Source organism: Micromonospora sp. NBC_01699 (genome assembly GCF_036250065.1).
In the GTDB taxonomy this organism is placed as follows: domain Bacteria; phylum Actinomycetota; class Actinomycetes; order Mycobacteriales; family Micromonosporaceae; genus Micromonospora_G.
This window is the reverse complement of record NZ_CP109199.1, coordinates 6,078,062-6,093,668: the sequence shown is the minus strand read 5'-3', so window position 1 is coordinate 6,093,668 and position 15,607 is coordinate 6,078,062. Positions and strand designations below refer to the sequence as shown.

At 70.7% G+C, this 15,607-nt stretch carries 12 protein-coding genes; 6 read left to right on the top strand and 6 right to left on the bottom strand.

Annotation, left to right across the window (positions count from 1 at the left end; translation table 11 throughout):
* The first annotated feature begins 7 nt into the window (after nucleotides 1-7).
* On the top strand, nucleotides 8-2,425 hold the full coding sequence (locus OG792_RS24725; RefSeq protein WP_329102739.1) for a hypothetical protein: 2,418 nt from the start codon (nucleotides 8-10) through the stop codon (nucleotides 2,423-2,425).
* 147 nt (nucleotides 2,426-2,572) lie between these two features.
* Here OG792_RS24725 and glnA read toward each other — a convergent pair whose 3' ends face one another.
* Nucleotides 2,573-3,997 (bottom strand): type I glutamate--ammonia ligase, encoded by a 1,425-nt coding sequence (glnA, locus tag OG792_RS24720; RefSeq protein ID WP_329102737.1) that lies wholly within the window; start codon nucleotides 3,995-3,997, stop codon nucleotides 2,573-2,575.
* 299 nt (nucleotides 3,998-4,296) lie between these two features.
* Between glnA and OG792_RS24715 the strand changes: the two genes are divergently transcribed.
* The 3 genes from OG792_RS24715 to OG792_RS24705 all read left to right on the top strand — a co-directional run bounded on the left by OG792_RS24715 (nucleotide 4,297) and on the right by OG792_RS24705 (nucleotide 6,318).
* Complete coding sequence (locus tag OG792_RS24715; protein WP_329102735.1) at nucleotides 4,297-4,698, top strand: RDD family protein; 402 nt, start codon at nucleotides 4,297-4,299, stop codon at nucleotides 4,696-4,698.
* A gap of 101 nt (nucleotides 4,699-4,799) precedes the next feature.
* Nucleotides 4,800-5,405, top strand: coding sequence for a cysteine hydrolase family protein (locus OG792_RS24710; RefSeq protein WP_329102734.1), 606 nt, complete (start codon nucleotides 4,800-4,802; stop codon nucleotides 5,403-5,405).
* Between the two features lie 7 nt (nucleotides 5,406-5,412).
* Entirely contained in the window at nucleotides 5,413-6,318 is a 906-nt protein-coding gene (locus OG792_RS24705) for a GlxA family transcriptional regulator (protein ID WP_329102732.1), read from the top strand.
* Nucleotides 6,319-6,377: 59 nt separating this feature from the next.
* Here the strand turns inward: OG792_RS24705 and OG792_RS24700 are convergent, their stop codons facing one another.
* The 3 genes from OG792_RS24700 to lipA form a co-directional block, all read right to left on the bottom strand.
* Nucleotides 6,378-7,067 carry a DUF4191 domain-containing protein gene (locus OG792_RS24700; protein ID WP_329102731.1) on the bottom strand — a complete coding sequence of 230 codons (690 nt, stop codon included), beginning with the start codon at nucleotides 7,065-7,067 and terminating at the stop codon, nucleotides 6,378-6,380.
* Nucleotides 7,068-7,190: 123 nt separating this feature from the next.
* Nucleotides 7,191-8,699, bottom strand: a complete 1,509-nt coding sequence (locus OG792_RS24695; protein WP_329102729.1) for an NAD(P)/FAD-dependent oxidoreductase — start codon at nucleotides 8,697-8,699, stop codon at nucleotides 7,191-7,193.
* A gap of 316 nt (nucleotides 8,700-9,015) precedes the next feature.
* A complete protein-coding gene (gene lipA, locus OG792_RS24690) occupies nucleotides 9,016-10,047 on the bottom strand; it encodes a lipoyl synthase (RefSeq protein ID WP_442932303.1) in 1,032 nt (343 codons plus the stop codon).
* A 436-nt stretch (nucleotides 10,048-10,483) separates the two neighbouring features.
* Between lipA and aspS the strand changes: the two genes are divergently transcribed.
* Nucleotides 10,484-11,809: an aspartate--tRNA(Asn) ligase gene (gene aspS, locus OG792_RS24685; RefSeq protein ID WP_329102727.1), complete on the top strand. Its 1,326-nt coding sequence runs from the start codon at nucleotides 10,484-10,486 to the stop codon at nucleotides 11,807-11,809.
* Between the two features lie 146 nt (nucleotides 11,810-11,955).
* Here the strand turns inward: aspS and lipB are convergent, their stop codons facing one another.
* The gene (gene lipB, locus OG792_RS24680; RefSeq protein WP_329102725.1) at nucleotides 11,956-12,594 is read right to left on the bottom strand and encodes a lipoyl(octanoyl) transferase LipB; all 639 of its coding nucleotides are present in this window, start codon (nucleotides 12,592-12,594) and stop codon (nucleotides 11,956-11,958) included.
* A gap of 10 nt (nucleotides 12,595-12,604) precedes the next feature.
* Nucleotides 12,605-14,500: a DUF2079 domain-containing protein gene (locus OG792_RS24675; protein ID WP_442932302.1), complete on the bottom strand. Its 1,896-nt coding sequence runs from the start codon at nucleotides 14,498-14,500 to the stop codon at nucleotides 12,605-12,607.
* Between the two features lie 120 nt (nucleotides 14,501-14,620).
* Between OG792_RS24675 and OG792_RS24670 the strand changes: the two genes are divergently transcribed.
* Nucleotides 14,621-15,595 (top strand): ATP-binding protein, encoded by a 975-nt coding sequence (locus tag OG792_RS24670; RefSeq protein WP_329102723.1) that lies wholly within the window; start codon nucleotides 14,621-14,623, stop codon nucleotides 15,593-15,595.
* Nucleotides 15,596-15,607: the final 12 nt, after the last annotated feature.

Here is a 15,607-nt window from a genome sequence, read left to right as displayed (position 1 = left end):
GGTTGACTTGTCCAGAACAGACTTTGTCCGGGTACGACCGATGCGACTGCTGGCCGTACTGGCGGTGTTGCTGGCGGCGGTGGTCGTGGTGCTGACACCACGACCAACCCCGGCGCTGGCCGACGCCGCCGGGGTGGGTGGGGACTACGTGGCCTTCCCCACGCCCCGCGCGGTGCTCGACACCCGTACCGGCATCGGCGGGGTGACCGGTGTACGGGGACCGGCCAGCACCACCACGTTCCCGGTGCTGGGGGTGAACTCGATCCCCGCCTCCGGGGTGAGCGCGGTGCTGGTCCGGGTGGCACCGCACGCCCCGACCGCCACGTCCTACCTGACCCTCTACCCGGACGGCACCACCCGGCCCGGCACCTCGAACATCAACATCACCGCTGGGCAGAACATCTCCAACACCGCCATCACGAAGGTGGGGGCCAACGGCAGGGTCGCCGTCTACAACAGCGCCGGCAACACCGGCATCCTGGTCGAGGTGCAGGGCTACTTCACCAGCACCCCCGGCACCAGCGGCGGTGGGCTGGTGCCGATCCCGCAGACCCGGATCTTCGACACCCGTAACGCCATCGGCACCACGACCGGGAAGATGGCGGCCGGGTCGAGCCGTACCTTCACCGTCACCGGCGCGGTGATCCCGGCCGGCGCCCAGGCCGTCTACGGCACCATCACCGTCGCCGGCGCCACCACCGCGGGTTGGCTCGCCGCCGCCCCGGCCGGCACCACCACCGGGGTCGGCCTGCTGAACTACGAGGACGGCGCGGCCACCAACAGCGGCGTCGCGTTCAAGCTCGCCGCCGACGGGCGGGTCACCCTGAGCAACAAGGGGACCAGTGCGGTCGACGTGTTCATCGACCTGAAGGCGTACTTCGGGGCGAGCCCGACCGCCGGCGCCGGGTTCCGGCCGGTCAACACCCGGCTGTACGACAGCCGCAACTTCACCCAGGTCGGCGCGAACGCCACCGTCGACGTGCAGGTGGCCGGCACCAACGGGCTGCCGCTGCGCGGGGTCGCCGCGGTGGCGGTGGACGTCGAGTCGAACAGCACCGGCGAGGGCGGCTTCCTCAAGATGTGGGGTGTCGGCGACGTCGAGGCGCCGAACTCGTTCGCCAACCGCGCCGCCGGCATCACCCGGTCCGCGCTGTCGTTCGTGAAACCCGGCACCGACGGCAAGATCCGGATCCGGAACTCCAGCGAGAAGCCGGCCAACCTGATCGTCGACCTACAGGGCTGGTTCGCCGACCCGATCCCCTCGGTGCCGGTGGCTCAGTACGCCCCGACCACCGTCCTCCAGGGCGCACCGCCGGCCGGCGCCACCGCCAGCATGGTCGAGTACGCCTACGTGGACAACATCGGCCGGGTCGTCTCGGGTCACCAGACCGACCCGGACAACTTCGGCTCGGTGCAGTGGACGGTGCTCTCCGGCAACGAGGCGCTCACCGGCAGCCCCGCCCTGACCCAGCTCACCGACGGCCGGGTGCAGCTCGCCGCGCAGCACAGCGGCAGCAACGTCTGGGTGAGCAGCCAGACCGCGGCCAACGCCGCCACCTGGAAGTCCTTCTCCGACCTGGGCGGCTCGATGGCCTCCGCACCGGCGATGGCACGCCTGTCCACCGGCACGACGGTGCTCTTCGCCGTCGACGTGGACGGCAAACTCTGGACGTACGCGCAGACCGGGACGGTGCCGTACTGGCGCAACCTCGGTGACCAGAACCTGGTCGGTACGCCCGTACTGGCGGCCGTCAACGGCGGCGTACAGGTCTTCGGCGTCGACACCACCGGCGCGGTCAAGACGATCAGGTACGCCACCGACGGCGCCGTTTCGGCCTGGACCAGCCTCGGCGGTTCCGGTGTCACCGGTACACCTTCGGTGGTCCTCTACCCCGGCTACCGGCTCCGGGTCTTCGTCCGAGCGGGGGACGGCACCATCGCCACCAAGCTCCAGGACGCCACCGGTGGCACCTGGCCGGCCGCCTGGACCCAGGTCGGCACCCTGGCGGCGGCCGGTGCACCCGCCGCGATCCTCGACCCGGTGCTCGGCCGTACCGCGGTCGTGGTCCGGGGCACCGACAACACGATCTACCGCAGTTTCGAGACCGCGCAGGGAACCGGCGTGTTCGGCGAGTGGGCGCCGGTGTTCGACTTCCCCGACCCGGCCGCCACCGATCCGACCGTCGCCCCGTTGACCAACGTCAACGGCCAGACCTGGATCATCGTGTTCCGCAACATCAACAACGCCAGCCGCGTCTACGTCGCCAGCGACCTCCCCGCCGCCACCTCCACCACTCCGTCCAGGGTCGCCGCGTCCGGTGCCGCCCGACAGCGGGCCACCGACGCGGACCCGCGACAGGCGACCGACGTACCCGCCCGCACCTTCCACGCCGTAACCCTGCCCACCCCACCCCCGCCGAACTGACCCCCGCCCCTGCGCCACTCCCCGCCCGTGCCACATCGGGGGCGGGCGGGGAGCCCACACCACACGTGAGCGGGGATCTCTTGGGGGGAAATGCGGCGAGCCGCCGACGCCCGGAGGGCGTCGGCGGCTCGCCGAGGTGTTGCGGGTTCAGCAGTCGTAGTACATGGCGAACTCGTGCGGGGTCGGGCGCAGACGCACCGGGTCGATCTCGTTCGAGCGCTTGTAGTCGACCCAGGTGGAGACCAGGTCGGGGGTGAAGACGCCGCCTTCGAGCAGGTAGTCGTGGTCGGCTTCGAGGGAGTCGAGCACCTCGGGCAGCGAACCCGGAACCTGCTTGACCGAACCCCACTCCTCCGGCGGGAGGTCGTAGAGGTCCTTGTCGATCGGCGTCGGCGGCTCGATCTTGCTCTTGATGCCGTCCAGGCCGGCCATCATCATGGCCGAGAAGGCCAGGTAGACGTTGGCGGACGGGTCCGGCACCCGGAACTCGACCCGCTTGGCCTTCGGGTTGCTGCCGGTCACCGGGATGCGGGTGCAGGCAGAACGGTTGCGCTGCGAGTAGACCAGGTTCACCGGCGCCTCGTAGCCCGGCACCAGTCGGCGGTACGAGTTGACCGTCGGGTTGGTGAAGGCGAGCAGCGACGGGGCGTGGTGCAGCAGACCGCCGATGTACCAGCGCGCGGTGTCGGACAGGCCGGCGTAGCCGGTCTCGTCGTAGAACAGCGGCTCGCCACCGAGCCAGAGGCTCTGGTGGGTGTGCATGCCGGAACCGTTGTCGCCGAACAGCGGCTTGGGCATGAAGGTCGCGGTCTTGCCGGCGGCCCAGGCCTGGTTCTTCACGATGTACTTGAAGAGCTGGAGCTGGTCACCGGCGTGCAGCAGGGTCGAGAACTTGTAGTTGATCTCGGCCTGGCCGGCGGTGCCGACCTCGTGGTGCGAGCGCTCGACGGTGAAGCCGGTGTCGATCAGCTTGCGTACGATCTGGTCGCGCAGGTCGGCGTAGTGGTCGACCGGCGGCACCGGGAAGTACCCACCCTTGTACGGGGTCTTGTAACCGCGGTTGCCGCCCTCTTCCTCGCGGCCGGTGTTCCAGGCGCCCTCGATCGAGTCGATGTAGTAGAACGCCTGGTTCGCCGAGGTCTCGTGCCGGATCGAGTCGAAGATGTAGAACTCGGCCTCGGCACCGAAGTACGCGGTGTCGGCGATCCCGCTCGCGGCGAGGTACGCCTCGGCCTTCTTCGCCACGTTGCGCGGGTCGCGGGAGTACGCCTCGCGGGTGAACGGGTCGTGGATGAAGAAGTTGAGCGCCAGGGTCTTCTCCACCCGGAACGGGTCGATGAAGGCGGTGGCGACGTCGGGGAGCAGCAGCATGTCCGACTCGTGGATCGCCTGGAAACCACGGATCGACGATCCGTCGAAGGCGAGACCGTCGGTGAAGACACTGTCGTCGAACGACTCGACCGGCAGGTTGAAGTGCTGCATCACGCCCGGCAGGTCACAGAAACGTACATCGACGAACTTTACGTCCTCGTTCTTGAGGTATCGCAGGAGTTCCTCGGGATTGGCGAACACACATCCTCCTGGCACGTCCACGGGGTGGCTAGGCTGGTGGGGACGCTATGACCATGCGGTTGCCCGAGCATGTCTCTTATGTTTCTGCCGTGTTACGTCATTTGCGGAGCGTGATCCCCACTGGATGGCCGTGGTCGGGTCCCCCGCTCGGACGATACCCCTCGACGGGCGTGGGCGGCAGTGCCCGGACTCCGTGTCGCGGGCCGAAACCGGTCGACACCGTTGCGGGAGCCGGCCGGTGCCGGGCCGCCGGACGGTTCCCGATACCCTGACTCTCCGTGGCGATTCAGGATGGAAGCATGGCGACCAGCCCGGCGACGGACCCGGCCTTCGTGCCGCCGAGCCTGGCCCGGCGGTTCGGTGCGTTGGTCATCGACTGGGTGCTCTGCCTGCTGGTGGCCAACTTCTTCGGCGACCCGGTACGCGACGGCTGGCCACCGGTCCTGGTGCTGATCGGCGTGTACGGCTTCTTCGTCGGCCTGTTCGCGCAGACGCCGGGCATGTTCGTCACCCGCCTGCGCTGCGTCGCGTACGCCGACGGCGGCCGGATCGGGGTGATCCGGGGGCTGCTGCGCGGCGTCCTGGTGGCGCTGGTGATCCCGGTGCTGATCATGAACGAGAAGCGGCGCGGCTGGCACGACCGGGCGGTCGGCTCGGTCATCGTGTCGGCCGATTCCGCCCGCCCCACCGCAGGCGGTTGAGCCGACAGCGCCCGCCCCGCCGCAGGCGGTTGACCGGATCCGTCCGCAACGGGACAAGATTGTGTCTTCTGGCGATGACCGTCGAAGGTCAGGATCGAGACATGAGCAGAGCACTACTTGTCATCGACGTCCAGGAGTCGTTCCGGCAGTTGCCGATCTGGCGGGTCGGTTCCAACCCCGACCTCGTCGACCGGGTGTCCCGGCTGGTCGACGCCGCCCGTACCGACGGTGAGCGGGTTGTCTGGGTGCTGCACAGCGACCCCGGCACCGGCAACGTCTTCGACCCGGCCAGCGGTCACGTACGGCTGATCGAACCGCTGGTCGCGCTGCCCGACGAGCCGGTGCTGACGAAGACCTCCCGCAACGCCTTCACCACCACCAACCTGCACCAACTCCTCACCGCCGAGGGCATCCGGGAACTCGTCGTCTGCGGCATCCAGACCGAACAGTGCTGCGAGACCACCGCCCGGCTCGCCGCCGACCTCGGCTTCGACGTCACCTTCGTGACCGACGCCACCGCCACCTTCCCGATTCCGCACCGCGACGCCGCCGCCGGGTTGTCGGTGGACGAGATCCTGGCCGATCCGCGTACGCTCGGCACCGCCGACATCCTGGCCCGCACCGAGTACGCGCTCGCCGGGCGGTTCGCCACCATCCGTACCGTGGCCGAACTGACCGGCCCGGTTCCCGTCGGCCCGATCGGCTGACCGGATCGTGTCCCGGGTCGTCTTCCTGCTCGTACCCCAGGTCCAACTGCTGGACCTGGCCGGGCCCGCCCAGGTCTTCGCCACCGCGGCGAACCTCGGGCACGACTACCGGCTCGACTACCTCGGCGAGCAGGAGGACATCCCGACCGCGCAGGGTCTGCCGGTACGGGTCGGCGTCGAGCGGCCGTCACTCGGACCGGAGGACCTGATCGTCGTACCCGGATGGCAGGCCCCGACGCTCGACCGCAACGGGCGGCTCACCGCCGGCACGCTGCGCTGGTTGGCCGATCACCACGCGGCCGGTGGCACGGTGGCCAGCGTCTGCGCGGGTGCGGACGCCCTCGGCCGGGCCGGGCTGCTCGACGGGCGACGCTGCACCACCCACCACGAGGTGCAGGACGAACTCGCCCGGCGCTACCCGAGGGCGACCGTGGTCCGCGACGTGCTGTACGTGGTCGACGGCCGGGTGGTCACCTCGGCCGGCATCGCCAGCGGCATCGACCTGGCGTTGCACCTGGTCGCCACCAGCCACGGCCCCGGCGCCGCCGGGCGGGTCGCCCGGTCGATGGTGGTCTACGCCCGCCGCAACGGCCACGAGCAGCAGGCCAGCGCGATGCTGCGGCACCGGGCCCACCTCCGTGACGCGGTCCACCGGGCCCAGGACCGGATCGACGCCCGGTACGGCGACACGCTGCCGCTGGCGGAGCTGGCGGCAGCCGCCGGGGTCAGCGAACGGACCCTGACCCGGATCTTCGTCCGGGCGACCGGGTTGACCCCGCTGCGCTACCAGCAACTGCTCCGGCTGGAGCGGGCCGAGCACCTGATCGGGCACGGCGCGACGGTCGAGTCGGCCGCCCGTACGGTCGGGTTCGCCGACGCCCGGATGCTGCGCCGCCTGCGCGCCCGCCCCTGACCGCGCCCGTCCCGGCCCTGAACGCCCCCGTCCCGGCCCTGAACGCGCCCCGTCCGGGGTCAGCGGCCCCGGGTCTGGCGGAACGCGCCCTTCGCCGGGCGCATGTTCTTCGGGATCGCGCCCTTGGGCATCTGCGGCCGGGCGGTGAGCGCCTTGAGACGCCGGTCGAGCGCGTTCACGTCCTTGCCGCTCAGATTGCGCGGCAGCCGCATCAGCGTCATCCGCAGCTTGCGGATCGGCAGCTCACCCTCACCCTGACCGAGGGTGTAGTCGTAGAGCGGGGCGTTGCCGATCACCTTCGCCAGCCGCCGCTTCTCCTGCCCGAGCAGGCCGCGCACCCGCTGCGGGTTGCCCTCGGCGAGCAGGACCACACCGGCCCGGCAGAGCACCAGGTGCACCATGTCCATCTGGGTGGTCGAGCTGACCGCCGGGGTCACCCGCCAGTCACCCCGCATGCTCTCCAGGATCTGCGGCGCGGCGCCCGGCTGCCCCTCGGCGGCGTTCATCATCGCCCGGTTGGAGCGCAGGTTCAGCACGATCAGCACGGCGAGCACCGTCAGCAGGATGCCGATCGGCAGCCAGAGCCAACCCCAGGCCAACACCGCGACCACGGTCAACGCGAGCGGGATCAGTACGGCGCCGGCCGCCAACGGGACGAACCACTTGTCCTGTTTGGCGGTGAACGAGAACACCATGCCGATCTGCTTCAGCCGCTGGCCGAACGACACCTTCTCCTGGGGTTTTGCCATGCGTGAAAGTGTAGTGGGCGGCGCGGATCCCGTTCACCCGCGGCCACCGGTGCCCGCCCTCGCCCGGCTGCCGGCCGCTACCGGGTCGACTGGGAGGCGCCTACCGGGCCGACTCGGCGACGGCTACCGGGTCGGTTCGGTGGTACGCGAACCCTTCGGCTGCTTCGGCAGCACCGGCGCGGAGCGGCCGGTCCCGTGGTTGCCGGAGCCCGAGTCCTTCTCCTCGTGGTATTCCTCCTCGACGTTGACCTGCCACACGTCGTGGGTGGTGCCGTCGAGGATGTTCTCCGCGGTCAGCATCGCGGTGAGCATCGAGTGGTCCTGGTTGTTGTACCGGTGCATGCCGTTGCGCCCGACCGGGTACACGTTCGGCACCGCCTCGGCCAACCAGCCCCGGATGGTCCCGATCGCGTCCTCGTAGCCCTCGTCGTAGACCGGGTACGCCTTCGGCATCCGGACCACGTACCCGATGCTGACCGCGCCCGGCGTGACCAGCCGCAGCCGCTCCAACTCCTCGGTGCCGAGCTTGATCAGGTCGTCGTCGGCCATCTCCCACAGGTCGTCGCCCTCGTTGACGAAATACTCCAGACCCAGACAGGTGAACCCGTCCCGGACCAGGTACGGCGACCACGAGCCGAAGTTCTGGATCCGGCCGACCCGTACGCCGGGGGTGTGCACGTAGATCCAGTTGTCCGGGAACCCGGCCTCGGCCGGCACCACCAGGGCGATGGTGAGGAAGTCGCGGTAACGCAGCGCGTCGGCCGCGGCCAGCACCTCCGGCGGGGCCGGCGGGTCCATGATCTGCACCAGTTGGGACAGCGGCATGGTCGAGACGACGTGGTCCGCGTCGTGCCGGTGCGCCCCGTCGGCGTCGGTCACGGTCACCGCGACCGCGCCACCGTCCTCGGCCCGGTGTACGGCGGTCGCCCACGACCGCATGGTGACCGTGCCACCGGCCTTGGTGACGTGCTCCGTCGCCCGCTCCCACATCATGCCGGGGCCGAACTTCGGGTACTGGAACTCCTCGATCAGGCTGGTGATGTCCTTCTGGTTCCGCTTCGGCATCAGGGCGTTGACCACCGCACTGGACAGCGAGAGGTTCTTGATCCGCTGCGCCGCCCAGGCCGCCTGGAGTTCGGTGGCGGGCATGCCCCACAGCTTCTCGGTGTACGTCTTGAAGAACTTGGTGTAGAGCCGCTTGCCGAACCGGGCCGAGGTCCAGCCCTCGAAGTGGCTCTGGTCCTTCGGCGGGCTGATCCGCGCCCACGCGTACGAGCCGACGCACAGGACCGCCTCGAACACGCCCAGGTTGCGCAGCGCGTTGCCGGCCTTGAGCGGGTAGTCGAACAGTTTCCCGTCGTAGTAGATCCGGCTCATCCGGGGCCGGAGCAGGAAGTCGGAGTCCGGCAGGATCTCGTGCCACAGTGCCTCGACCGACGAGACCTTGGTGAAGAACCGGTGCCCGCCGATGTCGAAACGCCAGCCGTCGCGCTCCACCGTACGGCTGATCCCCCCGACCACGTCGTCTGCCTCGAAGACCTGCACCGAGGCGTTCCGCTTGGTCAGCGCGTACGCCGCGGTCAGCCCGGCCGGGCCGGCTCCGATGATCACGGTGTGGGGCGTGGTCGCCATGATGCTATTCATCACCTTCGATGCGTTGGCGGCAACCCCGATGCCGAAACCGACCAATGCCCGTCAATGGGCGCACGGCCGTCATGGCCCCGCAGGGGTTGAGGCTGGACGGCCGGAATCTAACACGTGTGACGGGTTTCGGGCGGCCTGCGCCTCTCACGACAATGAGCCGCACAACGCGCCGTTTGCCGTTTACCCAAGCCGGGCGTGATGCCTACCGCCCCGGTCGCGCGACACGTCCGAAACGACGGAACCGGGGTGCGAGCCACGCCAGGTTCGGCGGGCGCACACCCCGGTTCGGCGTGTACGGAAGGGGTCAGCCGGCGAGTGCGGCGACGTTGCCCTGGCGGGCGTCGAGCGCCTGCTGGTAGAGCCGACCCGCCCGGTACGACGAGCGCACCAGCGGCCCGCTCATCACCCCGGCGAAACCGACCTGCTCGGCCTCGGCGGCCAGCTCGACGAACTCCTCCGGCTTCACCCACCGCTCCACCGGGTGGTGACGCGGGGTCGGCCGCAGGTACTGCGTGATGGTGATCAGCTCGCAGCCGGCGGCGTGCAGGTCGCGCAGCGCCTGCGAGATCTCCTCGCGCTGCTCGCCCAGGCCGAGGATCAGGTTCGACTTGGTCACCAGCCCGGCGGCGCGGGCCTGGGTGATGACGTCCAGCGACCGTTCGTAGCGGAAGCCGGGCCGGATCCGCTTGAAGATCCGCGGCACCGTCTCCACGTTGTGCGCGAGCACCTCCGGCCGGGAGCCGAACACCTCGGCCAGCTGCTGTGGGTCGCCGTTGAAGTCGGGGATCAGCAGCTCGACGCCGCAGCCGCCCTGGAGGGCGTGGATCTGGCGGACCGTCTCGGCGTAGAGCCAGGCGCCGCCGTCGGGCAGGTCGTCGCGGGCCACCCCGGTCACCGTCGCGTAGCGCAACCCCATCGCCGCCACCGACTCGCCGACCCGGCGCGGTTCGTCGGCGTCGAACTCGGCCGGCTTACCGGTGTCGATCTGGCAGAAGTCGCAGCGGCGGGTGCACTGGTCACCGCCGATGAGGAAGGTGGCCTCGCGGTCCTCCCAACACTCGTAGATGTTGGGGCAGCCGGCCTCCTGACAGACCGTGTGCAGCCCTTCGCGGGAGACCAGGCCGCGTAGCTGGGTGTATTCCGGACCCATCTTCGCCTTGACCTTGATCCACGGCGGCTTCCGCTCGATCGGCGTCGCGGCGTTGCGCGCCTCGACGCGGAGTAGTCGGCGCCCCTCGGGCGCGGCGGGTCCGGTGGTCCGAGGGCCCGAAGCGGTGGCAACGTTGCCGGCCGGCTGCGGCACGGCAGTCGGCGTTCCGGATTGCTCGATGGTCACGAATCCGAGCCTACGCGTAGCGGGAGGTCGGCGGCAGCGTAGGCGACGGGGCTCACTAACCGCAGGTTGTGATCGCACTCACCCGGTGCGCCGAAATCCGCTGTCGGGCCCGAGCGCCCCCTGTTAGGGTCTCGCGCAACAGCGACGACGGAGCCGAGTAACGGTTCGACCGGCGGGGTTTCGAGAGAGTCACCGGTAGCTGCGAAGGTGACCCCCGTCCGAGCCGTGAAGACCCTCCCGAGCTGCGGGAAGAACGATGCCGGGGCACACGGGTCGCGGCATCCAGTAGAGCCCGCCGACCGGCCCACGTCACGGGCGACGAACGAGGCCGTCGGCGGTTCGCCGCCCGACGGCGAAGGTGTGGTGGCACCGCGAGGTTCCCGCTCGCCCACACCTCCCGGGGATCGCGTTGCGATGAACGAGGAGGTAACACCACATGCGACGCGTCCTTTCCACCTCCCTGCCCACCCACGTCGGCCGCCCGGTGACGATCGCCGGCTGGCTGCACCGCCGCCGGCTGCTGAAATCGGTGGCGTTCCTGATCCTGCGTGACGCCGGCGGGCTGGCCCAGGTGGTGGTCACCGACCCGGAGCTGCGGGCCTGGCTGGCCGAGCTGCCCGAGGAGACCGTGCTCCAGGTCACCGGCGAGGTGGTCGCGAACCCCGCCGCGCCCGCCGGGGTCGAGCTGGTGGAGCCTTCGGTACGCCTGCTCGGCGAACCCGCCGTACCGCCCCCGTTCGACCTGTACCGGCCGGCCCTGGCCGCCACCCTGCCGACCCAGCTGGACCATGCGCCGGTGGCCCTGCGGCACCCGACCCGGTCGGCCGCGCTGCGGATCTCGGCGGCGGCGGTGGCCGGCTTCCGGGCCACCCTCGACGCCCGCGACTTCGTCGAGGTGCACACCCCGAAACTGGTGGCCGGTGCCACCGAGAGCGGGGCGAACGTCTTCGAGCTGGACTATTTCGGTCGGCCCGCGTACCTGGCCCAGTCGCCGCAGTTCTACAAGCAGCTGATGGTCGGCGTCTTCGAGCGGGTGTACGAGGTCGGGCCGGTGTTCCGGGCCGAACCGCACGACACCGCCCGCCACCTGGCCCAGTACACGTCACTGGACGTCGAGTTCGGCTTCGTCGAAGACCACCGGGACGTGATGTCGATGCTGCGCGAGGTGCTGGCCGGCATGCTCGACTCGATCGCCGTACGGGCCGGCGGTGCGCTGGACACCCTCGGGATCGACCTGCCGCCGGTGCCGGCCGAGATCCCGTCGGTGCACTTCACCGAGGCGCTGCGGATCGCCGGTGCGGCGCCGGACGAACCCGACCTCGCCCCCGCGCACGAGCGGACGCTGGGGGAGTGGGCCCGCGCCGAGCACGGCTGCGAGTTCCTCTTCGTCACGGGGTACCCGATGGCCAAGCGCCCGTTCTACACCCACCCGGCCCGACCGGGCAGCCCCGAGTTCCGGCCGGCGTTGGCGGGGGCCGGGGAACCCGCGTACTCGAACGGTTTTGACCTGCTCTTTCGTGGGGTCGAACTGGTCACCGGCGGTCAGCGCCTGCACCGGCACGGCGACTACCTGGCGGCGCTCGCCGCCCGGAACGAGCCGGTCGAGCCGGTCGCGACCTACGTGGCGGCGTTCCGGCACGGGATGCCGCCGCACGGGGGCTTCGCGATCGGGCTGGAGCGATTCGTCGCCCGGCTGACCGGTGCCGCCAACATCCGGGAGGTCACCGCGTTCCCCCGCGACCTGCACCGGCTGACCCCGTAGCCGCGCGTCGAACGGTACGGGCCCCGGGTGCGCTCACCCGGGGCCCGTTTCCGACGTGGTGACGGTGTCCAACGCTCGACGTGGTGTGACGGTGTCCGTCTCTCGACGTGGTGGACTGCGTCCGTCTCTCGACGCGCTTGAAGGTGTCAGCCGAGCAGGCTCGGCAGGCGGCGCTCGACCAGGGGGAGCACGTCGGCGACGGTGACCCGGCGGCCGAGTTCGGCGGTGAGCGAGGTGACTCCGGCGTCGCGGATGCCGCACGGCACTATCTGCTCGAAGGCGCCCAGCTCGCAGTCACAGTTGATCGAGAACCCGTGCAGGGTCACCCCACGGGCGACCCGGATGCCGAGCGCGGCGACCTTGCGGGCCGGGCCGCGCTCGTCCTGCGGCACCCAGACCCCGCTGCGCCCCTCGATCTGCGTCGTGACCAGCCCCACCTCGGCGCAGACCTCCATCAGCATCTCCTCGGTACGCCGGACGTACGCCACCACGTCCACCGGGTCGGGCAGCCGGACGATCGGGTAGCCGACGAGCTGCCCCGGCCCGTGCCAGGTCAGCTTCCCGCCCCGGTCGACGTCGATCACCGGAGTGCCGTCGACCGGCCGGTCGGCCGGCTCGGTGCGCTTGCCCGCGGTGTAGACGCTCGGGTGCTCCAGCAGCAGGACCGTGTCCGGCTGCTCACCGGCGACCACCGCCTCGTGCAGCCGACGCTGCTCATCCCAGGCGGCCAGATAGTCGATCTCGCCAAGGTGTACGGCCTTCAAGCCGGAAACAGTGCTGGTCACGCCCTCCAGACTAATCCCGCCCCCACCTCCCCACCCCGGTGAGCCCGCTCACGGCCCCGGTGGGGGGGAGGTGCCAGAGGTAGACGTCGTTGACGCGTTGGGGTGGGCCGAACAGTTCGGTGGCGGCCTGTAGGAGGGCGTCGACGTGCACCGGGAACTTGGCGCCGTGCACCCGGTCGGCGAGCACCACCGCCTCGACCCGCCAGTGGCGCAGGTCGGCGCGGGCGGCGGCCCGGTCGGCGTCGTCGATCGGCGGCACCGTACCGGTCTCGGCGACCTCGGCCAGCAGGGCGTCGGTGGGTCGGGGCACCGGGCCGATCCGGCCCCGCCCGTCGGGACCGCCGGGGCCGAGGAAGAAGCCGGACGGGATGGCGAACTCGCCCTGCCGGTGGGCGAGCGCGTACGCCTGCCAGCGTTGCCCGTCCGGGGTGACGTCGAGGGTGAACGGCAGCGGGGCGAGTACGCCGCCCTCGCTGACGTACCCGCGCCAGTCGCCGGAGGTGATGAACCGGGGTATCGGTTCCCGCTCGATGGTCAGCAGGCTCACCGGCAGCAGCGGCAGCAGGGCGACCGCGAACCCGACCGTCCAGCCGATCCGGGCCCGCCGGTCGAGTCGCGCCCGCGCCAGCTGCTGCACCGCGTACGCGAGCAGCAGGCCGAGGATCGGCGCCACCACCAGGGCGAGCCGGGACGGCAGGGCGGCGTTGAACACGGGCAGCCTGCCCAGCAGCGCGTACGGCAGTGGGACGTCGAGGATGTGGCCGTCGATCTTGATCCGGGGTCCCCAGGAGAGCACGGCGAAGACACCGGCGGTGACCGCGAGCGCCCGCAGGGTGGCCCGGCGGCCGGGTTCGGCGTGCCGCCAGAGCAGCACGAGGCAGGCCACGGCGAGGATCAGCAGCGGCAGCCCGAAGAACGAGTTCTCCTCGGTCGGGTTGGGGGCGAGAGAGGAGTCCAGTCCGGCCACCCCGGCCAGCGAGCGGGCCGGGAAGGCGGCGAACGCGAGGATGTCCTCGGCGTGGATCCGGGGGTCGAAGCCGGTGCCGTGGTAGCGCTGCGGGCCGAGGAAGTGCAACCACAACGGGTACGACAGCAGCGCGAACGCCACCGCCCCGGCGACCGCGAGCCCGCGCAGGAAGGTGGGCAGCGCGGCACGTGCCCGCTCCCGGCGGGTCCGGTCGAGTGACCAGGTGCCGAGGAAGACCGCGCAGGCCAGGGCGGTGAAGAACAGCCCCTCGGCGGCGATCGAGAAGGCGACCGCGACCAGCACCCCGAGGATGACGCCGTTGCGTACCCAACGGCCGGGTGTGTGCAGTCGCAGCACCCGCCAGAGCAGCAGCGGCACCAGCCAGCCGGCGGTCCAGTTCAGGTGGGCGTTGGCGTGCGACACCATGCCGGGGGCGAAGCCGATGAACAGCCCGCCGAGCAGGGCTGCGGCGTGGTGCCGGACCAGGTGCCGGGAGAGCAGCCAGTACCAGGCGAGCGCGGTGGCGGCCAGGTTGAGGGTGAGCACCACCAGGAAGGTCGCCGGTGGCCCGATCAGGTACGTCAGCGGGGCGAAGACCACGGCGTACACGGTGATCGAGGTGTTGACGGCGAGGTTGACCCCGTCGGGGACGTTCAGCAGGGACGTGAAGAGCGGGTCGGCGCCGTGAGTGAGCGCGTGCGCCCCGTAGGCGAGCAGCCACTCGAAGAGGGCCTGGTCGCTGGAGTTGACCGTGATCGCCCGGCCGTTCGGGTCGGCCCACAGGCCGCTGGTCACCCAGACCGCCAGCGCCAGGGCGGCGACGAGGGCGAGCAGGTCAACCCGCCTGTCGCGGCTGGTCAGGGTCGACGGTGCGGGGGTCTGCGGCGGGTCGGAACCGGCCGGTGTCGGCCCGGCGACCAGGGACGAGGAGATCGGCACGGGGCGGACGTTACCAATTTTCGTCCGACACGCCCGCGTTGCGCCTAGCCTTGACGGGGTTACTGAAAATGACTATCAATTCTATTGATAGCCGGTGCCGTGCTCGGAAAGGTCCGTACCGTGAAGATTTCTTTTGTCGGCAAGGGTGGCAGCGGCAAGACCACGCTGGCCGCGTTGTTCGCCCGCCACCTCGCCGACACGACCACGTCACTGCTGGCCGTCGACGCCGACATCAACCAGCACCTGGCCGCCGCCCTCGGTGCGAGCGAACACGAGGCGCTCACCCTGCCGGCGCTCGGCGACCACCTCGGCGAGATCAAGGAGTACCTGCGCGGCGAGAATCCGCGCATCACGTCGGCGGCGGCGATGGTCAAGACCACCCCGCCCGGCCGGGGCTCGCGACTGCTCCCGGTCACCGGGGCCAACCCGCTGTACGACACCCTGATCCGCGAGGTCGGCGGCATCCGGCTCGCGGTGACCGGCCCGTTCACCACCGAGGACCTCGGCGTCGCCTGCTACCACTCGAAGGTCGGCGCGGTGGAACTGCTGCTCAACCACCTGGTCGACGGCCCCGGCGAGTACGTCGTGGTGGACATGACCGCCGGCGCCGACTCGTTCGCCTCCGGCCTGTTCACCCGCTTCGACACCACGTTCCTGGTCTGCGAGCCGACCCTGCGCAGCATCGGCGTCTACCGCCAGTACGTCGGCTACGCCCGCGAGTACGGCGTACGGGTGCACGTGGTCGGCAACAAGGTGGACGACTCCTCCGACGTGGAGTTCCTCCGCGAACACGTCGGCGCCGACCTGCTCACCTGGATCGGCCGGTCCGGCTACGTCAAGGCCGCCGAGCGGGGCACCCCGATGCCGATCACCGCCCTGGAGTCGACCAACCGCGACGCGCTCGACCTGATGCGGGCCACGGTCGACACGGGCGACAAGGACTGGTCCACCTACACCCGGCAGGCGGTCGAATTCCACCTGCGCAACGCGACCGCCTGGGCAAACGACCGGGTCGGCGAGGACCTCGCCGGCCAGGTCGACCCGGACTTCGTACTCGGCCCGACGGCGGTGGACCTCGCCGGTCGGGCCGGATGACGGTTCTGCACC

Excerpts from the sequence above, each read along its gene's own strand:
- OG792_RS24695 (WP_329102729.1), bottom strand. The coding sequence starts at position 8,699 with ATGGCGACCACGCCCCACACCGTGATCATCGGAGCCGGCCCGGCCGGG.
- OG792_RS24710 (WP_329102734.1), top strand. The coding sequence starts at position 4,800 with ATGAGCAGAGCACTACTTGTCATCGACGTCCAGGAGTCGTTCCGGCAG.
- OG792_RS24700 (WP_329102731.1), bottom strand. The coding sequence starts at position 7,067 with ATGGCAAAACCCCAGGAGAAGGTGTCGTTCGGCCAGCGGCTGAAGCAG.
- aspS (WP_329102727.1), top strand. The coding sequence starts at position 10,484 with ATGCGACGCGTCCTTTCCACCTCCCTGCCCACCCACGTCGGCCGCCCG.
- OG792_RS24715 (WP_329102735.1), top strand. The coding sequence starts at position 4,297 with ATGGCGACCAGCCCGGCGACGGACCCGGCCTTCGTGCCGCCGAGCCTG.